The organism is Thermaerobacter composti (assembly GCF_033582035.1).
GTDB classification, from domain to species: domain Bacteria; phylum Bacillota; class Sulfobacillia; order Thermaerobacterales; family Thermaerobacteraceae; genus Thermaerobacter; species Thermaerobacter composti.
In genome coordinates this window covers 1723326-1741778 of sequence record NZ_CP132508.1, presented here as the reverse complement: position 1 = coordinate 1741778, position 18453 = coordinate 1723326, and the positions used below count along the sequence as shown (strand labels likewise).

Annotated in this window: 18 protein-coding genes; 15 read left to right on the top strand and 3 right to left on the bottom strand. The window is 74.6% G+C overall.

Features of this window, described 5'->3' with window-relative positions:
• Nucleotides 1-28 precede the first annotated feature (28 nt).
• Nucleotides 29-1624 carry a malate synthase A gene (gene aceB / locus Q5761_RS07090; protein ID WP_318750022.1) on the top strand — a complete coding sequence of 532 codons (1596 nt, stop codon included), beginning with the start codon at nucleotides 29-31 and terminating at the stop codon, nucleotides 1622-1624.
• 173 nt (nucleotides 1625-1797) lie between these two features.
• Here the strand turns inward: aceB and Q5761_RS07085 are convergent, their stop codons facing one another.
• On the bottom strand, nucleotides 1798-2727 hold the full coding sequence (locus tag Q5761_RS07085) for a thioredoxin (RefSeq protein ID WP_318750021.1): 930 nt from the start codon (nucleotides 2725-2727) through the stop codon (nucleotides 1798-1800).
• 148 nt (nucleotides 2728-2875) lie between these two features.
• Here Q5761_RS07085 and Q5761_RS07080 point away from each other — a divergent pair, with 148 nt between their 5' ends.
• The 8 genes from Q5761_RS07080 (at nucleotide 2876) to Q5761_RS07045 (ending at nucleotide 10187) form a co-directional block, all read left to right on the top strand.
• Nucleotides 2876-3316 (top strand): hypothetical protein, encoded by a 441-nt coding sequence (locus tag Q5761_RS07080; RefSeq protein WP_318750020.1) that lies wholly within the window; start codon nucleotides 2876-2878, stop codon nucleotides 3314-3316.
• Between the two features lie 161 nt (nucleotides 3317-3477).
• Entirely contained in the window at nucleotides 3478-3942 is a 465-nt protein-coding gene (locus tag Q5761_RS07075; protein ID WP_318750019.1) for a CopD family protein, read from the top strand.
• A gap of 541 nt (nucleotides 3943-4483) precedes the next feature.
• Nucleotides 4484-5074, top strand: coding sequence for a GTP cyclohydrolase I FolE (gene folE / locus Q5761_RS07070; RefSeq protein WP_318750018.1), 591 nt, complete (start codon nucleotides 4484-4486; stop codon nucleotides 5072-5074).
• Between the two features lie 86 nt (nucleotides 5075-5160).
• Nucleotides 5161-6969, top strand: a complete 1809-nt coding sequence (locus tag Q5761_RS07065) for a PLP-dependent aspartate aminotransferase family protein (RefSeq protein WP_318750017.1) — start codon at nucleotides 5161-5163, stop codon at nucleotides 6967-6969.
• Between the two features lie 130 nt (nucleotides 6970-7099).
• Complete coding sequence (gene rpsD / locus Q5761_RS07060; protein WP_135225622.1) at nucleotides 7100-7705, top strand: 30S ribosomal protein S4; 606 nt, start codon at nucleotides 7100-7102, stop codon at nucleotides 7703-7705.
• 79 nt (nucleotides 7706-7784) lie between these two features.
• Nucleotides 7785-7997 (top strand): acetyl-CoA carboxylase biotin carboxyl carrier protein subunit, encoded by a 213-nt coding sequence (locus tag Q5761_RS07055; protein WP_135225621.1) that lies wholly within the window; start codon nucleotides 7785-7787, stop codon nucleotides 7995-7997.
• Nucleotides 7998-8055: 58 nt separating this feature from the next.
• Nucleotides 8056-9597: an acyl-CoA carboxylase subunit beta gene (locus tag Q5761_RS07050; RefSeq protein ID WP_318750016.1), complete on the top strand. Its 1542-nt coding sequence runs from the start codon at nucleotides 8056-8058 to the stop codon at nucleotides 9595-9597.
• A gap of 194 nt (nucleotides 9598-9791) precedes the next feature.
• Nucleotides 9792-10187 carry a response regulator gene (locus Q5761_RS07045; RefSeq protein WP_318750015.1) on the top strand — a complete coding sequence of 132 codons (396 nt, stop codon included), beginning with the start codon at nucleotides 9792-9794 and terminating at the stop codon, nucleotides 10185-10187.
• Nucleotides 10188-10708: 521 nt separating this feature from the next.
• Here the strand turns inward: Q5761_RS07045 and Q5761_RS07040 are convergent.
• Complete coding sequence (locus tag Q5761_RS07040; RefSeq protein ID WP_318750014.1) at nucleotides 10709-11206, bottom strand: SH3 domain-containing protein; 498 nt, start codon at nucleotides 11204-11206, stop codon at nucleotides 10709-10711.
• Between the two features lie 590 nt (nucleotides 11207-11796).
• On the opposite strand from Q5761_RS07040, the gene Q5761_RS07035 reads away from it, so the two are divergent.
• Nucleotides 11797-12654, top strand: a complete 858-nt coding sequence (locus Q5761_RS07035; protein ID WP_135225617.1) for a LacI family DNA-binding transcriptional regulator — start codon at nucleotides 11797-11799, stop codon at nucleotides 12652-12654.
• Between the two features lie 89 nt (nucleotides 12655-12743).
• On the opposite strand, the gene Q5761_RS07030 is transcribed toward Q5761_RS07035, so the two are convergent.
• Complete coding sequence (locus Q5761_RS07030; RefSeq protein ID WP_135225616.1) at nucleotides 12744-13007, bottom strand: DUF3243 domain-containing protein; 264 nt, start codon at nucleotides 13005-13007, stop codon at nucleotides 12744-12746.
• Between the two features lie 162 nt (nucleotides 13008-13169).
• On the opposite strand from Q5761_RS07030, the gene yfmH reads away from it, so the two are divergent.
• From yfmH to tatC, 5 genes are all read left to right on the top strand, one after another.
• Nucleotides 13170-14468 (top strand): EF-P 5-aminopentanol modification-associated protein YfmH, encoded by a 1299-nt coding sequence (gene yfmH, locus Q5761_RS07025; protein ID WP_318750013.1) that lies wholly within the window; start codon nucleotides 13170-13172, stop codon nucleotides 14466-14468.
• Nucleotides 14468-15841 (top strand): EF-P 5-aminopentanol modification-associated protein YfmF, encoded by a 1374-nt coding sequence (yfmF, locus tag Q5761_RS07020; protein ID WP_318750012.1) that lies wholly within the window; start codon nucleotides 14468-14470, stop codon nucleotides 15839-15841. The genes yfmH and yfmF overlap by 1 nt, the downstream gene beginning before the upstream one ends.
• A gap of 501 nt (nucleotides 15842-16342) precedes the next feature.
• Nucleotides 16343-16810: a hypothetical protein gene (locus Q5761_RS07015; protein ID WP_318750011.1), complete on the top strand. Its 468-nt coding sequence runs from the start codon at nucleotides 16343-16345 to the stop codon at nucleotides 16808-16810.
• A 394-nt stretch (nucleotides 16811-17204) separates the two neighbouring features.
• Entirely contained in the window at nucleotides 17205-17591 is a 387-nt protein-coding gene (locus Q5761_RS07010; protein WP_318750010.1) for a twin-arginine translocase TatA/TatE family subunit, read from the top strand.
• A 3-nt stretch (nucleotides 17592-17594) separates the two neighbouring features.
• Nucleotides 17595-18392 carry a twin-arginine translocase subunit TatC gene (gene tatC / locus Q5761_RS07005; RefSeq protein WP_318750009.1) on the top strand — a complete coding sequence of 266 codons (798 nt, stop codon included), beginning with the start codon at nucleotides 17595-17597 and terminating at the stop codon, nucleotides 18390-18392.
• Nucleotides 18393-18453: the final 61 nt, after the last annotated feature.

The following is an 18453-nucleotide window of genomic DNA, read 5'->3' as shown; positions in this document are numbered from 1 at the left end:
GGCGGCCCAGCGACGGGGAGGGATGGGCATGGCGGCCCTGGACGGCATCGAGGTGCGGGGACCGCTGCGGGAACGGTACGACCAGGTCCTGACGCCGGAGGCGCTGGCCTTCGTGGCCCGCCTGCACCGGGAGTTCAACCCGGTGCGCGAGCGGCTGCTCCAGCGGCGGGCCGAGCGGCAGCAGGAGCTGGCGGCGGGGGCCCGCCCGGACTTCCTGGCCTCCACCCGTGCCATCCGGGAGGGGGATTGGCGCGTGGCCCCGGTCCCGCGGGACCTGCAGGACCGTCGCGTGGAGATCACCGGCCCCGTGGACCGGAAGATGATGATCAACGCGCTGAACTCCGGGGCGCGGGTGTTCATGGCCGACTTCGAGGACGCCAACACCCCCACGTGGGACAACTGCATCCAGGGCCAGATCAACCTGATCGACGCGGTGGCGGGCACCATCGAGTACACCAGCCCGGACGGCCGCCACTATCGCCTCGGGGAGCGGGTGGCCACCCTGGTGGTGCGGCCGCGGGGCTGGCACCTGGTGGAGAAGCACGTGCTGGTGGACGGCGAGCCCGTGTCGGCGAGCCTCTTCGACTTCGGCCTCTACTTCTTCCACAACGCCCACCGTCTGCTGGAGAAGGGCTCCGGGCCGTACTTCTACCTCCCGAAGCTGGAGAGCCACCTGGAGGCGCGGCTCTGGAACGACGTGTTCAACCTGGCCCAGGACGCGCTGGGCATCCCGCGGGGCTCCATCAAGGCCACGGTGCTGGTGGAGACGATCCTGGCCGCCTTCGAGATGGACGAGATCCTCTACGAGCTGCGGGACCACGCCGCGGGGCTCAACGCCGGGCGCTGGGACTACATCTTCAGCGTGATCAAGAAGTTCCGGCACGATCCCGCTTTCCTCTTGCCGGACCGCGCCCAGGTGACGATGACCGTGCCCTTCATGCGGGCCTACACCGAGCTGCTGGTCAAGACCTGCCACAGGCGGGGGGCCCATGCCATCGGCGGCATGGCCGCGTTCATCCCCAGCCGGAAGGATCCGAAGGTCAACGAGGTGGCGCTGGCCAAGGTGCGGGAGGACAAGGTCCGCGAGGCGGGGGACGGCTTCGACGGTACCTGGGTGGCCCACCCCGACCTGGTGCCCGTGGCGATGGAGGTCTTCGACGGCGTCCTGGGCGAGCGGCCCAACCAGGTGGACCGCCAGCGGGACGACGTCCAGGTCACGGCCCGCGACCTGCTGGACGTGCGGGTGCCCGGCGGGCGCATCACCGAGGCCGGCTTGCGCAACAACGTCAGCGTCGGCATCCAGTACCTGGCCTCGTGGCTGCGGGGCAACGGGGCCGCCGCCATCTTCAACCTGATGGAGGACGCCGCCACGGCCGAGATCGCCCGCGCCCAGGTCTGGCAGTGGACGTATCACGGTGCCCGCTTGGACGGGGGGCCCACGGTGACCGCCGACCTGGTCCGGCGGATCGCCGACGAGGAGATGGAGGCCATCCGGCAGGCGGTGGGCGACGACTTCTTCCGCACCGGCCGCTTCGACGAGGCCCGGGAGCTGTTCGAGCTGGTGGCCCTCAGCCGGGACTTCATCGAGTTCCTGACGATCCCGGCCTACGAGCGCATCGACTGAGCCGCCGTGGGGCGTGGGCTGGGGGATGCGGCGGTGCACGCCAAGGGGCGGGCCGGGGTGCGAGGCGGCCGGGAGGAACGCGGCGGGGCGGGGGCGAGGATCGGCGGATCCTCGCCCCCGCCCCGCCGTCGCCTGCGCCGGGTCGTCGCCGCCGGGCGGCGACGACCCGGCGCCTACGAGGACCGGTCCTCGTCGGCCGGCGGCTCGCCGCCGCCCTGGGCAGCCTCGGGCGCCGCTCCAGTCCCCTGGCCTGCGCCCTCGGCCTTCGCGCCCGGGGCGGCCGCCTGCCGGCGCTCCGGGGCCGCGGCCGCACCCTCGGTGGACGTGGCCTTCGGGGCGGTGGAGGGGGGCGCCGCGGGCCGGTCCGTGGACCCGCCTGCGGCGGCGGTGCCGGCGCTGGCCGCCTGCCGCTGGGCCCGCTCGGCCTTGAGCCGCGCCGCCTTCTCCAGCGCCGCTTGCACGCGGGCGTCCTTCGCGGCCCCACCGGCCGCGGCGGCCTTCGCCCCCGCCCCCGGGCCGCCACCGGGCGCCTCCGGCCGCGCGCCCGCCCCGTCGCCCGAAGCCGCTCGCTGCTTGGCCCGCTCCGCCTTCAGCCGTGCCGCCTTCTCCAGGGCGGCCTTGACCTTGGCGTCCCGGTCGTCGGCCGCCCCGGCGCCGCCGGGGGCGTCGGATTCGTCCGTGGGTACCGAGGTCTTGACGTCTTCGACGAACTTGGCCAGGAAGACGTCCAGCTGGCGGCGGACGTTGTCGGTGATCAGGTCGGGATGGGAGTTGACGATCAGCGGCTTCATCGTCGTGATCAGCTTGCCGTTGCGGAAGAGGGCCACGCCCGGCACGTGGGCGAGGTCATAGGTCTGGTTGATGGCACGGCGCCGGTGGTACTCGTCGATCAGGTCCCGGTACTCGTCGACGTTGATCCGGACCAGCTTGACGTCGGGGTGCCGCTGGGCCTGCTCCACCAGCGCCTGCGTGAAGAACCGGGTATCCTTGCCCGGTCGCCAGAGCTCCACGAGGACCTGGCCCCTGTGCTGCAGGACCTCCTGCTCGAACCGGTCGCGGGGGACCTCCTGGGGCCGCGGGAGGGTCGGCGTCGCTGTGGCCATCGCCCTGCACGCTCCTTCGTCGTGGACGATCGACACGGTTGCCAGGAAACATTGTACTACAGGGTAGGCGGGTCACGCCGGCCGGGGCCGCCGGCGGGTGCCGTCGGGCACCGCCGGCGGCCCCGGCCGCGGGGGGAGGTGGCGATCCGTGCGCGTGACCATCACCCCGGCCGCCGCGGCCTACGCCGCCCGCGAACTGAAGCGGCGGCCGGAGCTCGACCGCACCCTGACCGTGGAGGCGTTCCTGGTCGCCGGTTGCTGCTCGCCCAACCTGCCTCCGGAGGTGCGCCTGGGCCCGCCGCCCGAGGGCGGGTTTCGCGCGGTGACGGTGCCCCTGGCCGGCCCCGCCGTCGCCGCTGCGGACGGGGCGGCGACGGCGCCGGCAACGGACGCACAGCCCGACATGGCCACGGTGGAGGTCTACCTCGACCCCCTGGTGGAGGACTTCGTGCGCGACTGGTACGGCGAGGCGGACCGTGAGCAGGCGGAACGCGCCGTCCTGTGCATCGACCTGGTGCGGTACGGCGACCGCGAGGAGCTGACCGTCCGCCCTTGGCCGCCACGGCCTGGCACCGCACCGGCGTCATGACCGGCGCGCCCGGGCGGGCGGCCGCGCCGCCCGCCCGGGCGCGCCCGGTGAGCCCTCGGCTCGGCGGAACGGGCGGTTCTGCGGTGCAGCCCGGGGCTGCGCGGCATGGGACGTTCTTCCCCCTGGCGGCCCCACGTAGGGTACGCAGGGGGTGTGCCGCCGTGGCGCGGACCTGGTGGGTCTGGGTCCACGACCTGGGAGCCGTCCTCTGGCTGGGCAGCGTGTTCTACCAGCTCCTGGTGGTGGTACCCGTGCTGGCCGGCCAGCCGCCCCTCTTGCGGCGCCGGCTGTGGCTGCAGCTGATCGGGCGCTTCCACGGCCTGGCCGCCCTGGCGGCCGTCGCCGTGGTCGTCACCGGCATCGCGCGGCTCCTGGCCTTGCCCTGGCCGCTGGCACGACTCCCCGCCACCCTCTACGGGCGCCTGCTGCTGGCCAAGATGGCGGGCGCCGCCGGCATGCTGCTCACCGGCGGCGCCATCGCCTTCGGGGTGACGGCGATGCTCCGCGACCCGCGGGGCATGGACCGCTTCCCGGCGGCCGCCCGCTGGCTGGTGGGGCTGTTGATGCTGGAGGCGGCGCTGGGCACCCTGGTGCTGTGGTGCGTCGCCCGCATCCACGGCGGGTGAGCCGGGCCGAGGGGGCCGGCCGCCCTGCCGGGAGCCGCGCCCAGCCTGGCCGCCCTGCGGGAGCCGCGGCCGCCTGGCCGCTCTGCCGGGAGCCGCGCCCAGCCTGGCCACCCTGCCGGTAGCCGCGCCAGCCCGGCCGCCCCCGCCGGGAGACGCGCCAGCCTGGCCGCCCCCGCCGGCAGTGGCGCCCAGCCCGGCCGCGGCCGCGTCCGCCCCGGCCGAGTCCCGCGGGATCCGCCGGGCGAGCCGCGTGCCGCACCGCCTCCGGCCTCCAGGACCCGGACCGTGGCGGCCTTCCACCCGCAGCGCATCCCCGTCCCGTACCCATCGGCGCGACCGGGGGCCGGTTGGCGAGCCCCCCTTCGGCTACAATGGGGGCGTACCGCGCGGCCGCCCGGACGAGCCGGCTGGACGACCCCGCCGGGCAAGCCGGACGGGCCGCTGGACGCGGGCCACCGGCCGGACCCGCGGAGCCTGCCGGCTTCCGCCGCGGGCGGCCCGGCGCCGCCGGCCGGTGATCCTACCGGAAAGGAGACGCCCCATGCCGCGACGCGCCGAGGAGTTCGACCTGGAACGGATCCAGCGGGCCGTTCTCGAGATCCTGGAGGCGGTGGGGGAGGACCCCACCCGCGAGGGTCTGGTGGACACCCCCCGGCGGGTGGCGGAGGCCTACCAAGAGCTCTTCAGCGGCCTGGGCCGCGACCCCGCCGACGAGCTCACCGTGTTCTTCGAGACGGACCACGACGAGGTGGTGCTGGTCAAGGACATCCCCTTCTACTCGATGTGCGAGCACCACCTCCTGCCCTTCCACGGACGGGCCCACGTTGCCTACCTGCCGCGCAACGGCCGCATCACGGGGCTCAGCAAGCTGGCCCGCGCCGTGGAGGTCGCCTCGCGCCGACCCCAGCTCCAGGAGCGCCTGACCTGCCAGATCGCCGACGCCATCGAGGCGCGGCTGAACCCCCGGGGCGTGGTGGTGGTGATCGAGGCGGAGCACCTCTGCATGACCATGCGCGGAATCCAGAAGCCCGGGTCCTATGCGGTGACCTCGGCGGTGCGGGGCCTGTTTCGCGAGAACGTGGCCAGCCGGCACGAGGTGTTCGCCCTCATCCGCAGCGACCTGCGGCCCTAGCCGCCGTCGCGGGCCCAGGCCGGCCTGCGGCAGGAGTCCGCCGCCCCATGGGGAACCGCATTGGTCGACCAGGAGGAGGGATCCCCGTGACCGACCGCCGTGACCCCTTCCGCGAGTACTCCATCGAGACCCTGGCGGTGCACGCGGGCCAGGCGCCCGACCCCGCCACCGGCTCGCGGGCGGTGCCGCTCTACCAGACCACCTCGTTCGTGTTCCAGGACACCGACCACGCCGCCCAGCTCTTCAACCTGGACGAACCCGGCAACATCTACACGCGCATCAGCAACCCGACCACCGAGGTCTTCGAGAAGCGCATGGCCTATCTCGAGGGCGGCGTGGCGGCCGTGGCCACCGCCAGCGGCCAGGCGGCGACGACGCTGGCCATCACCAACATCACCCGGGCGGGCGAGGAGGTGGTGGCCTCCTCGAGCCTCTACGGCGGCACCTACCAGCTGTTCGCCAACACCTTCAAGGACCTCGGGATCACGGTGCGCTTCGTCGACCCGTCGGACCCGGAGAACTTTCGCCGGGCCATCAACGAGCGCACCCGCTGCATCTACGCCGAGATCATCGGCAACCCGAAGCTGGACGTGCTGGACGTGGAGGCGGTGGCGCGCATCGCCCACGAGCACGGCATCCCGCTGATCGTCGACAACACCTTCGCGACGCCCTACCTGTGCCGGCCCTTCGAGTGGGGGGCCGACATCGTGGTCCACTCGGCCACCAAGTGGATCGGCGGCCACGGCACCTCCATCGGCGGCGTGGTGGTGGACTCCGGCCGCTTCGACTGGGGCAACGGCAAGTTCCCGCGGCTGGTGGAACCGGATCCGGGCTACCACGGCATCTCCTACTGGAACGACTTCGGCACCCTGGCCTACGTCACCAAGCTGCGCGTGCACATGATGCGCGACGTGGGCGCCTGCCTGAGCCCCTTCAACGCCTGGCTCTTCCTGCAGGGGCTGGAGACGCTGCACGTGCGCATGGACCGCCACTGCGAGAACGCGCTGGCCCTGGCGCTGTGGCTCAAGGAGCACCCCGCGGTGGAGTGGGTGGCCTACCCCGGCCTGCCCGACCACCCGTCCCATCACCTGGCCCAGAAGTACCTGCGCCCGGGACGCTTCGGCGCGATGATCGTCTTCGGCGTCAAGGGGGGTCTGGAGGCCGGGCGCAAGGTGATCGACAACGTGGCGCTGTGGTCGCACCTGGCCAACGTGGGCGACACCAAGTCGCTGATCATCCACCCGGCCTCGACCACCCACCAGCAGCTGACGCCGGAGCAGCGCCGGGCGGCGGGCGTGTCCGACGACATGATCCGGCTGTCGGTGGGCATCGAGGGGCTCGCCGACCTCCAGGCCGACCTGGACCGCGCCCTGCGGCTGGCGGCCGGCCTGCCGTCGGCGGACGGGGCCGTCGCCGACGGCGTGGCCGTGCCCCGCCTCAACGACGAGGCGGTGATCCGGGAGGTGGTCGGTCGCTCGCAGGTGGACGAACCCGGCGGCCCGCGGCCGCGGGTGGTGGCCGTGGTCGGCCTGTCGTCCGATCCGGGGCGGCCCAGCTACCGCGTGGCCCGGAAGCTGCAGCGCATGGGCTACAAGGTGGTGCCCGTCAACCCGCGGGCCACGGAGATCCTGGGGGAGCGGGCCTATCCGGACCTGGCGTCGGTGCCCGGGCCGGTGGACGTGGTGGTGGTGTTCCGGGCGCCGGAGCACGCGCCGGCGGTGGCGCGGGAGGCCGTCGCCCGCGGCGCGCGGGTCCTCTGGCTGCAGGAGGGCGTGGTCAGCCCCGAGGCGGCGCGCATCGCGGCCGAGGGCGGCCTGGCGGTGGTGATGAACCGCTGCATCTACAAGGAGGCCCAGCGCTGGCGGGGCCACGTGGCCACCTTCCGCGGCGCGTGAGAGGCCGCCGCGGGTCGGGATGGCGAGCGGCGCCCGCCGCGGCGGCCGGGTTCGTCCCGGTGCCTCTTCCCTCGCCGGGGCGATGGGTTAAAATAGCGCTTGGCTGCTGGCATCTCGGGAGGTCGGTTGGATGGCACGTTACACGGGCCCGAAGCACGCCATGTGCCGGCGCGTGGGCCGACCGCTCTGCGGGTCGCCCAAGTGCCCCGCGCTGAAGCGGCCCTACCCGCCCGGCCAGCACGGGCCGGGCCGGCGGCAGAAGCTCAGCGAGTACGGCCGCCGCTTGCTGGAGAAGCAGAAGCTTCGCTTCATGTACGGGGTGCTGGAGCGCCAGTTCCGGCGCTACTTCGAGCGCGCCCAGCGGGCCAAGGGGAACACCGGGGAGCGGCTCCTGCAGCTCCTGGAGACGCGGTTGGACAACCTGGTCTACCGCATGGGCTTCGCGCCCACCATCTGGTCCGCGCGGCAGCTGGTGGTCCACGGGCACATCCAGGTGAACGGGCGGAAGGTCGATCGCCCGTCGTACCAGGTCCGGCCGGGCGACGTGATCGCCGTGCGGGAGAAGAGCCGGCGCATCCCGCTGATCCAGGAGAGCCTGGAGAACGCCCAGCGGGCGCCGGACTACGTCAGCGTGGAGCCCGAGAAGTTCCAGGGCACGCTGCTCCGGGTCCCCAGCCGCGAGGAGATCCCCGTCGACGTCGAGGAGTCGCTGATCGTCGAGTTCTACTCGCGCTGAGCGGGGCGAGGCCGGTGCCGAGGCACCGGCCCTTTGTCTTTTTGACGCCGGGTTCGACGCCGTGCGGGAGGGAGCGACGGTGCAGATCCAGGCGGAGATGGCCGGGATCGTCCAGGAGGTGCTGGTCCGCGAGGGGCAGGCGGTGGAGGCCGGTCAGGACGTGGTGATCCTGGAGTCGATGAAGATGCAGATCCCCGTGACGAGCCCGGCGGGCGGGACCGTGCGGAGCGTGCGGGTGAAGCCCGGGGACTTCGTCAACCAGGGGGACGTGCTGATCGAGCTCGAGACCTGACGGCCGCGCCGCGGGAGGGGCGGGGGAGCCGGCCCGGCAAGTCGCGGGAGGGGAGTCCATGAGCCGTGGGACCGGGGATCTGGACCGGCAGCTCCTGGAGCGCCTGGAGGCCGTCCGGCGGGGCGGGCCGGAGCGCTACCACCAGCGGAACCGGGAGCAGGGCAAGCTGTTCGCCCGGGTGCGGCTCGAGCGGCTGCTGGACCCGGGCAGCTTCGTCGAAGACGGCACCCTGGCCAACGCGTTGGCGGAGGAGCTGCCCGCCGACGGCGTGATCACGGGCCTGGGGCGCATCGGCGGTCGGCCGGTGGCCGTCATGGCCAACGACTCCACGGTCAAGGCGGGCTCGTGGGGCGCCCGCACGGTGGAGAAGATCCTGCGCATCCAGGAACAGGCCCTGCGCCGGCGCATCCCGATGCTGTACCTGGTGGACAGCGCCGGGGCGCGGATCACCGACCAGGTGGAGATGTTCCCTGGGCGCCGGGGCGCGGGGCGCATCTTCTACAACCAGGTGCGCATGTCGGGCGTGGTGCCCCAGGTGTGCCTGCTCTTCGGCCCGTCGGCGGCGGGCGGCGCGTACATCCCGGCCTTCTGCGACGTGGTCATCATGGTCGAGGGCAACGCCAGCATGTACCTGGGCTCGCCGCGCATGGCGGAGATGGTGATCGGCGAGCGGGTCACGCTGGAGGAGATGGGCGGCGCGCGGATGCACTGCACCGTCTCCGGCTGCGGCGACGTGCTGGTGGCCAGCGAGGACGAGGCCATCGCCGCGGCGCGCACCTACCTCTCGTACTTCCCCAGCCACTGGGAGGAGCGGCCGCCCCGCGGGGAGCCGCGACCGCCGGCCCCCGGGCCGGCGGTGGAGGAGATCGTCCCCGCCGACGCCAACGTCCCCTTCGACATGTACCGCTTGATCGAGCGGCTGGTGGACGAAGGCTCCTTCTTCGAGATCAAGCGCCTCTTCGCCCCGGAGATCATCACCGGCCTGGCCCGCATCGAGGGCCGGGTCGTCGGCGTGGTGGCGAACCAGCCGCGGGTGCGGGGCGGGGTGCTGTTCGTCGACTCGGCGGACAAGGCGGCGCGGTTCATCTGGCTGTGCAACGCCTTCAACATCCCGCTGCTGTTCCTGGCCGACGTCCCGGGGTTCATGATCGGCTCGGCGGTGGAGCGCCAGGGCATCATCCGCCATGGCGCCAAGATGATCGCCGCCGTGGCCGAGGCCGAGGTGCCGAAGATCTCCGTGATCGTGCGCAAGGCGTACGGCGCCGGCCTCTACGCCATGGCCGGGCCGGCCTTCGAGCCCGACGCCTGCCTGGCGCTGCCCACGGCGCAGATCGCCGTGATGGGACCCGAGGCGGCGGTCAACGCCGTCTACTACAACCACATCGCCAGGCTGGAAGGCGAGGAGCGCCGGCGCTTCGTCGAGGAGAAGCGGCGGGAGTACGCGCGGGACATCGACATCTACCGCATGGCGTCGGACCTGGTGGTCGACGAGGTGGTCCCCGCCGGTCGGCTGCGGGAGGAACTGGCCCGGCGCTTCGCCCTCTACGAGAACCGCCGCCGGGAGTGGCCGGCCCGGCACTGTCCCGTCCACCCGGTCTGACGCGTCGGCGGCGCGCCCGGCCGGGGTGTCGAAACCTGTCTTTCGCTCGACATCGGCAGGAATCGCCAGCAGGCGACGGTATCCCAAGAGTGTATGGACGAAGCCGTTCCCGGCCCGAGGAGCGGAGGTGGACGGGCCCGGCGGCAGGCCGTGACCGTCATTCCCACGGTGGGCCGGGTGGGGAGGGTGAGGGGGTGCCATCGGAGCGAAAGTCGGTCGGGCGCCGCGTCCTGGTCGCGGACGACGTGGCCGCGGTGCGAGCCTTCCTGCAGCTGGCCCTGACGGAGCAGGGCTACGAGGTGGTCCTGGCCGCCGACGGCGGGACCGCGTTGCAGCTGGCGCGGGAGATGCGGCCCGATGTGATCCTGCTGGACTGGGTCATGCCGCGGATGAACGGCGCCCAGGTGCTGCGGGCCCTGCGGCGCGATCCGCAGCTGCGGCAGGTGCCCGTCATCCTGATGACGGGGAGCGTGGGCGTGGACGAGATCACCTCGGAGTTCGGGGTGCGCTGGGTTTTGGAGAAGCCCTTCGGCATCGACGACCTGTTCGTGACCCTGGAGGATGCCCTGGCCGCCGCCGAGCCGGCCTGAGCCGGGGCTCGCCCCGGGGCCATGGCGCCCGGGGCGGCACAGGGCCCACCGCGGGGGCGGTGGCGGGCGGACGGCCCGCCACCGCCCCCGCCGCCTTTCGGGCGGTCCCCGCGTCCCGGCGCCTCCGCTGATGCGGTCGAAGGACCGGTCGCCCCGCCCCCGCCGCCGTACGGGCCGTCCCGGCCCCTCCCCCGGGGCCGGGGCCGAGGCGAGGGGGGTCGTGGGTCCTGCCGCCGGAAAGGGGATCGCGGCCTCCTGGCGAGGCCGCGGGCCATGGGCTGCGGCGGGATGCGGTTCGCCGTGGGGGGCCGGGTCGTGGGCCGGTCGGGTCAGGCGACGGTCCCGAGGCGACGGGCGGGGAGGACGCCCTGCAGGGTCGGGCCGGGTTCGTCCGACGGGGCGGGTGGGGCGACCGCGCCCGGCACCGCGGCCGGTGGCGGCGGGGCACGGGCCTCTGACCCCTCGAGCTCGCCCGGGCGCGGCGGCGCGCCCGGATCGGGCGGCCGCCCGCACCGGTGGCGTCAGCGCTGCAGGTAGCGGGCGTCGACCCAGCCCTCATAGGTGCGCCCGTTGGCCTGGTAGCGCACCCGGGCCCACCCGTTCTGCTCTTCCAGCACCTGGACGGTGCTCCCCTGGGCCAGGGTGCCGATCCGGGTGGAGTCCTGGGTCGGCTCGGCGCGCACGTTGAGGTACTGGGTGGTGACCGTCGCCGTCTGGCCGGCGCTGGCCTGGGGCTCGGCCGGTTCCTCCGTCTGGCCCTGGCTGTCCTGCGGCTCGCCGGTGGCCGGCTGCTGGTCGCCGGCGGCCTGGTCGTCCCAGCCGGCCGCCAGCTGGCCGTCTCCCGCCAGGGCGGCGGAGATCTCGGCCTGCTGGGCCTCCAGCTGGGTCATGCGGACCATCAGGTCGTCGACGGCGGTCATCGTCTGCTGGACGTTGTTGAGCCAGCCCCCCACGCTGTAGGCCATGAAGGCCACCACCAGGACGGCGACCACGACCCAGAGGCGATTGAGTCGCTCCATACCCGCACCCTCCTCTCGTGGTACCAGGAATATGGGGGGCTGTCAGCGATTATTCCGCCCGTCCAGGGTTGCGGTCGGGTCGTTGTCCCCTGCGTGCGCCGTGGGCTAACCTGGGGCTGATGGCGTGGACGTCCGCCGGCGCGGGCCAGGACGCTGCGGGCGTGAAGGCGAAGCCGCGGACCGGGGCCGTCCGGCGCCGCCCGGCGGAGCCTGGAGGGACGCCGCGGCGCGAGGGTTGCCTCGGTCCGGGGGCTATGGGGCGAGGGGCGGGATGGCCGCCGACAGGGGCCGGGCAGCCCCTGGGCCGGTCGGTGGGGAACGGTGCGGCCAGCCCGGCGCGCAGACCCGTCCGGCGTGAGGGTCAGCCCCGGCGGGCGCACGAGCCCGGACCGCATGCCCGTCCGCATGCGGTCCGGCCTGGCGTGCGGTCCAGCCCCGGCGGGCGCACGCACCCGGCCCGCGTGCCCGTCCGGCATGCGGTCCGGCCCGGCTTGCGGACGAGCCCGGCGTGCGGAGGAGGCCGGCGTGCGGGCTACGGCCTGTCCCGCCCGGACGGTGGCGCGGCGAGGGGAGCGAGGGAGGGTTGCGCGGTGCGGAGCGCAGCGGCCGCCGCCGGGACGGCGGTCCATCTGGTCACGCCGTGCCTTGCGGGCGAGGAGGAGGGGTTGCCGGAGGCGCTGGTCGCCGCCCTGGCACGGCAGGGGTGGCGCGTCGCCGTCTGGCCCGTGGCGGATGACGCGGCCCAGCAGCTGGCTTGTCTTCGCGCTTTGCCGATGGACGAGCCGGTGCTCCTGGTGCCGGCCCGGGACGCCGGCCCCGACCTGGCGGCCGCGGTCGCCCAGCGCGTGGCCGTGGCGGCGGGCCGCCCGCTTCCCGGGAGTCGTCTGGACACCTGGCTGGTGGAGAACTACCGGGCGGGCTATCTGGCCGGCAAGCACCTGGTCAACCTCCGGCACCAGGAGGTGGCCTACCTGGGCCCGGCGGGCGCCTCGCCAGCCGCGGCCGAGCGGCTCCGGGGGTTCCGGCAGGCTCTGCGCCACAACGGGCGGGAGCTGCCAGCCCAGCGGGTCGCGGAGGTGCTGCCCGACGCGGACGCCGTGGCCGCCGCCTTGCGCCGGTGGTGGTCGGACGAACCCGCCCCCACCGCTCTCTTCGCCGCCTCGCCGCAGCTGGCGGCCTGGGCGCTGGCGGCGCTGGAGGAGATGGGTCGGCGGGTGCCGGACGACGTCGCCCTGGTCGGCTACGGCGATGGACCCCTGGCCCGAGCCCTGCGGCCGCGGCTGACGGCCGTGGTCCCGCCGCTGGACGAACTGGCCCGCCAGGCGGCCGCAACGCTGGCGGAACGAGCGCGATCCGCCCAGCGGGCCGGCGAGAGGCGGGCCGAGCCGGTGCGCTTGGCCCCGCGGCTGATCATCCGGCAGTCCTGCGGGATGCGGGCTGCCGGCTGACGGCGGACCCGGGGCCGTGGCACGGCAAGATGCGATGGGCCCGAGCGGCGCCCGGGCCACGCCGCGGCCGGCGCGCCGGCGGCCGGCCCTCAGCCGCTGACCCGGGGCTGGCGCTCGACCAGCTTGACCAGCGAGCTGGCGATGGCCTCCTGCTCCTGGGCGTTGGCGACCTGCCACATCTCCTTCAGGAGACGCTGCTCCGGCGTCCGCGGCGCCACCTCCTGGGCCAGCCAGTCGCCGATCTGTTGCGCGCGCGCCTTGATGTCCTGTTGGGACATGCCGGCCTGCTTGGCCGCCTGGATGCGCTGGGCGAGCTCCTGGGTGAACTGCTGGAACTGGTCGGTCACCGGCATGGAGACCCCTCCTTTGGTCTGGTCGGCTGCCGTCGCGGGGGCGGTGGTCGCCTCCCGCCGGCGCGGGCCGCGATGCGGGTCGTCCTCGGCCGGGCGTAGTATCCACGGCCGCAGGCGGCGGTATTCTGAACCTCGGAGACGCCGAAGGGGGGCGGAACGGCGGTGAACGTGGTGGAGCGACAGGTCCCCGGCCTCGACGAGCGGCTGTTCGAGGCGCGGGTCGCCCCGGGCGCGGAGGTGGTGGTGATCCGCAAGCCCGGCTTCCGCAAGAAGTATGCCACCTACGCCACCCGCTACGGCAGCATCGACCGCGTGCTGCGGGATCCGGCCACCGGGCGGGAGGTCGAGGTGCCGCCCGGCGCGGCCCACTTCCTGGAGCACAAGCTGTTCGACAAGCCCGAGGGCAGCGTGTTGGAGCGGTTCGCCCAGCTGGGCGCCAGCATGAACGCCTACACCGGCCCCTTCTACACGGTGTACCTCTTCTCCGTCGTGGAGCCCTTCGAGGCATGCCTGGAGCTGCTGCTGGACTACGTCCAGGACCCGCGCTTCACGCCGGAGAGCGTGGCCAAGGAGCAGGGGATCATCGGTCAGGAGATCGCCACGGCCCGCGACCACCCGCTCATCCGGCTCCACTACGACTTCCTGGAGGCGATGTACCGCCGCCACCCCGTCCGCGACTGGATCCTGGGCTCGCCCGAGTCCATCGCCACCCTGACGCCCGAGCTCTTGGAGGCCATCCATCGGGCCGCCTACCATCCCGCCAACATGACCGTCTGCGTCGTCGGCGACGTGGACCCCCAGGGGGTCGTGGCCATGGTCGCCGAGGACCTCGGGCGGCGAGGCATCCCGCCGCGACCGCGACCGGAGCGGCGCCTGCCGGCGGAGGGCCCGGACCTGGCGCGCCCGCAGACGGCGCGGCGGATGGGCGTCTCGCGCCCTTACGTCCAGTGGGGGATCAAATTCGGTCCCTTCCCGCCCGACGAGGGCGGCCTGCGGGCGGCGGTCCTCGGCGACCTGGTGGCCGAGGCGCTGTTCGGGCGGCTGACGCCGTGGTACGAGGAGCAGTACCGGCGCCAGGTGATCACCGACCGGTACTGGTACGGCCTGTCCGTGGTCCCCGGCGCCGCCCACTGGGAGGTGGGCGGGGAGACCGCCGACCCGGATGCCTTCGCCAACGCCTGCGAGGCGCGCTTGGGCGAGGCCTTGAGCCACGGCATCGACCCGGATCTCTTCGAGGCGGTCCGGCGCAAGGCCATGGGCGAGTTCCTGGCGCTGCTGGACTCGCCGGAGGAACTGGCCCACGGCTTCCTGGCGGATCGCTTCCTGGGGTGGGACCTCTACCGGCGCCTCACCATCCTCGACGAACTGGACGCCGACGCCGCCACCCGCTGGCTGCGGGAGCACGCCGACCCCCGGCGGACGGTGCGGGCGGCGGTGCTGCCCCAGGAGGAGGTGGCCTGATGGGCGCGTCCCAGGGACGGACCGCCGGCTTCACCCGGCACGAGCTCCCCGGCCTGCGCGTGCACGTGCGCCCCGATCCGCGCTTCAAGCGGGTCACGGCGGTGCTGGCGTGGCAGATGCCCCTGGCTGCCGAGACCGCCAGCCCCTTCGCCCTGCTGCCCCGGCTGCTGCGCCGCGGGACCCGGCGCCATCCCGACCTGCCGTCGCTGGAACGGGCGCTGGCCGACCTGTACGGAGCCCATCTGGGCGTCGGCGTCGAGAAGATGGGCGACCGGCACCTGGCCACCCTGACGTTGACGTGGCCGGCGGGCCGGTTCGTCCCGGGAGCCGCGGGGCCCGGCGAGGCCCTGGCCCGCCGCGCCCTCGGGCTGTTGCTGGAGGTCTTCGCGGAGCCGTACCTGGAGGGAGAGGGCTTCCCCGCCCAGCGGGTGGAGGAGGAGCGCACGGCGCAGATCCAGCGTATCCGCGCCCTGGTCAACGACAAGGCGTCCTACGCCCTCCGCCACTGCGTGGAGCACCTGTGTGCGGGCGAGCCGTACGGCATCAGCGAACTGGGCGATCCCGACCGCCTGGCGACCCTGGACGGCGAGGACCTGGTGCGGCTCCATCGGCGGGTGCGGGCGGTGGCGCCCCTGGACCTGTTGGTCACCGGTCCGGTAGAGCCCGGGGCCGTCGTCGAGGCCGTGGCGGAGGCCTGGGCGGCCCGGGGCGGCGGGCCCCGCGAGGTGCTGGAGCTGCCGCCGCCGGTGATCCGGGGGCCGCGACCCGAGCCGCGCCGCGTGGAGGAGACCCTGCCCATGGAGCAGGGGTGGCTGGTGCTGGGGTTGCGCGCGCCCATCGGCTTCGACCACCCGCTGCGGCCGGCGCTGGAGATGTACAACGGCATCCTGGGCGGGTTCGTCCACTCGAAGCTGTTCATGAACGTGCGGGAACGGGCCAGCCTGGCCTACTCCGCCTGGTCGCGGCTGGTGCGGGGCAAGGGGCTCATCCTGGCCATGGCCGGCATCGACCCCCGGCGGCGAGCCGACGCCGAGGCCATCATGCTGCGGCAGATCGACGACATGGCGGCGGGACGGATCGACGACCGGGAGCTGGAGGCCACCCGTCGCTCCCTGGTCAACGGCCTGCGCTCCGACCAGGACCAGCCGGCGGCCGTGATCCGCACCGCCCTGGAGTCGTTGGTCTACGGCCACGACGAGGACCCCGAGGCGGCCATCGCCAGGCTGCACGAGGTCGGGCGGGACGAGGTCCGGCAGGTGGCGCAGCAGGTGGGCCTCGATACCGTGTACTTCCTACACGGCGGGACCCCGGCGGCCGACGGCGGCGCCGGGCGCGGGGGGGACCGGGCCGCCGGTGGCGACGGCGGACGCTGAGCCGGGATGCGGATCTCCGCCGGTGGCGATGCCGGACGATGAGCCGGGACCCGGGGTCTCCGGTGGCGATGGCGGACGGTGAGCCGGGGGACCGGGCTCCCGGTGGCGACGCCGGACGGTGAGCTGCGACCCGGGCCGGCGGCGAGCCGCCATCCCAGGGGTGGCGGGCGGAGCCTTCGCAGCGGGCTGCGGAAGACGCCGTCGTGGGACGGCACGGCGGTGGGCCGCCCCGGCGGACGAACCGGCCCTAGCCCGGCGGGTCGACGCGCCCGGCCGACCTCGGGGGCGGGTGCGCGCGACCCCGGCGGTCCGGGGATGGTCTCCGGGCCGGCACGCCGAGAGGGCGGACGGCCGGTGGCCTTCCGCGAGCGCACGCCCGCATCGCCGGCACCAGGCGATGCAGGGATCCGGAGGGCGGGTGCAGGGCGGTGCCAGCGACCCGGTTCACGGGGGTGGGGCGGTGCGAACGATCCGGCTCACCGGCGCAGGGAGGTGCGACGGGTGGTGATCGACGCGCAGGGTCAGCACCCGGCCCGCCGGGACCCGGGTCGGGGTGGGGGCGTGCCGGATCGGGCAGGGTCCGGCGCCGCGCCGGCCGACGCCCCGGAGGGCCCGCCGGCTACGCCCGGGTCGCGGCGGTCGGGCGCCGGCACCCGTTGGCTGCGGTGGTTGGCGCCGGTGGGGGCCGCGGGGGCGCTGGCGATCCTGACGACGGCCGTCGTGGCCCTGGCGCCCGGTCCCTTCCGGCGGGAGACCCTGGGCCGGGCGCTGGCCGTCGAGGTGATCGCCGTGCTCCTGGCGGCGCTCAACTACTCCGGCTTCCTGTGGGGCCGTCGGACCTTCTTCGAGCTGGTCACCGCCCAGCCCCAGCCCCCGCCCGAGGAGCTGGCCCGGCGCGACGTCCTCTTCGTGCAGCTGATCCTGGGCGGGGCGACGCTGTTCGCCCTCTGGCTCTGGCTGGGCGGATGAGCGGGCCCTGCGGCCCATGCGCGGGGGCCGACACCCCGGCGTGCGAGCCCTGCGATGCAGCGATACAATAGCGGCGAAGCCGGCGGGGGAGCGGCGAACGCGGCGAAGCCGGCCGGGAAGGGGCGAAGCCGGTGGGGAAGCCGGATCGCGGTGCGGCCACACCGCGCGGCACGGCGGGGCACGGCGCAAGGCCGGGCGCGGCGGGCCGCGGCCCGCGATGCCCTCAGGTCCCGGGGTCGGGCGCTGCGGCCGTCGCGACGGCGCGGCCCCAGCCGGGCGCCACGGCGGGGACAGGGGGCCGGGATGCGGGTCGCGGCACCGGCGGACGAGGCGGCGCCCCGTCCGCCGGCGGGCGCCCTTCCCGCCGGGGGCGGACGCGAGGAGGTGCCGTCCATTGGGTTCGGTCGGTCTGCCGGAGATCCTGTTGATCGCAGCGGTGGCCCTGGTCATCTTCGGGCCGGCGCGGTTGCCCGAGGTGGGGCGGGCGGTGGGGCGGGCCATGCGCGAGTTTCGGTCGGCCATGCGCGGCATCGACGAGGACGAACCGGCGGCAACGGGGGGGCCGTCGGCCCGTGGGCGGGGGGTGCGGCGGGACGACCCGGCCCTTGACCTGCAAGACGGTGCCGGGGAGCGCGATGCGGCTGGGGGGAGCGCAGCGACGCCCCGGGGCGGCGAGGTGGCAGGGGCCGGTGCTGCGGCCGCGCAGGGCGGGAACGCGGGGGCGTCCGGCGTCGCGCCCGCGGAGGATCGGGGGGAGCGGCGGCAGGGGTCGGCCGGTTGAAGCATGGGCCACCGACCTGGGGAGGCGGAGACCGGGGGCGGCGGCGTCTGGCCGTCCCTGGTCGGCCACCTGAGCGAGCTCCGGTTGCGCCTCATCTACTCCGCCCTGGCGATCGCCGGCGGGACGGCCATCGGGTTCGTCTACGCCCGCCCGGTGCTGGGGTGGTTGATCGAGCGCGGGCCCGACGTGCGGCTGGTGGCGCTGGCACCGGCGGAGGCGTTCCTGGTGACCCTGCGCATCGCCGTCCTCCTGGGCGTGGGGCTGGCGTCCCCGGTGGTGATCTACCAGGCGCTGCGCTTCGTGTGGCCGGGGCTCACCGAGACGGAGCGGCGCTACGTCCGCTGGTACGCGCTGCCGGCCCTGGTCCTGTTCGCGGCGGGCATCGCCTTCGGCCTGCTGGTGGCGGTGCCGCTGGCCCTGGACTTTCTCCTGGGGTTCAACGCCGGGCCGATCCAGCGCACCGTGTCGGTGCAGGCCTACGTGGACTTCGTCACCGGGCTGGTCTGGTCCTTCGGGTTCCTCTTCGAGCTGCCGGTGGCGGTGGCGCTGCTGACCGAGATCGGGCTCTTGACGCCTCCCTTCATGGTGCACCTGCGCAGGTACGCGCTGCTGGCCGCCCTGGTGATCGCCGCGTTCCTCACCCCCACCACCGATCTGGTGACCCAGCTGCTCTTCGCGGTGCCGCTGATCGTCCTCTACGAGGCCGGCTACGGCCTCTGCTGGCTGCTCCACCGGCGCCGCGCCCGCGCATCGGCGGAGCGGGCCGGCCAGGCAAGCCCCCGGGCCGAGGGGGATCCGTGACGACGCCGGGGCCATCATCGGCGCCGGCGTGGGGCACGGTCGCGGCTAGCGTCGTGCACCG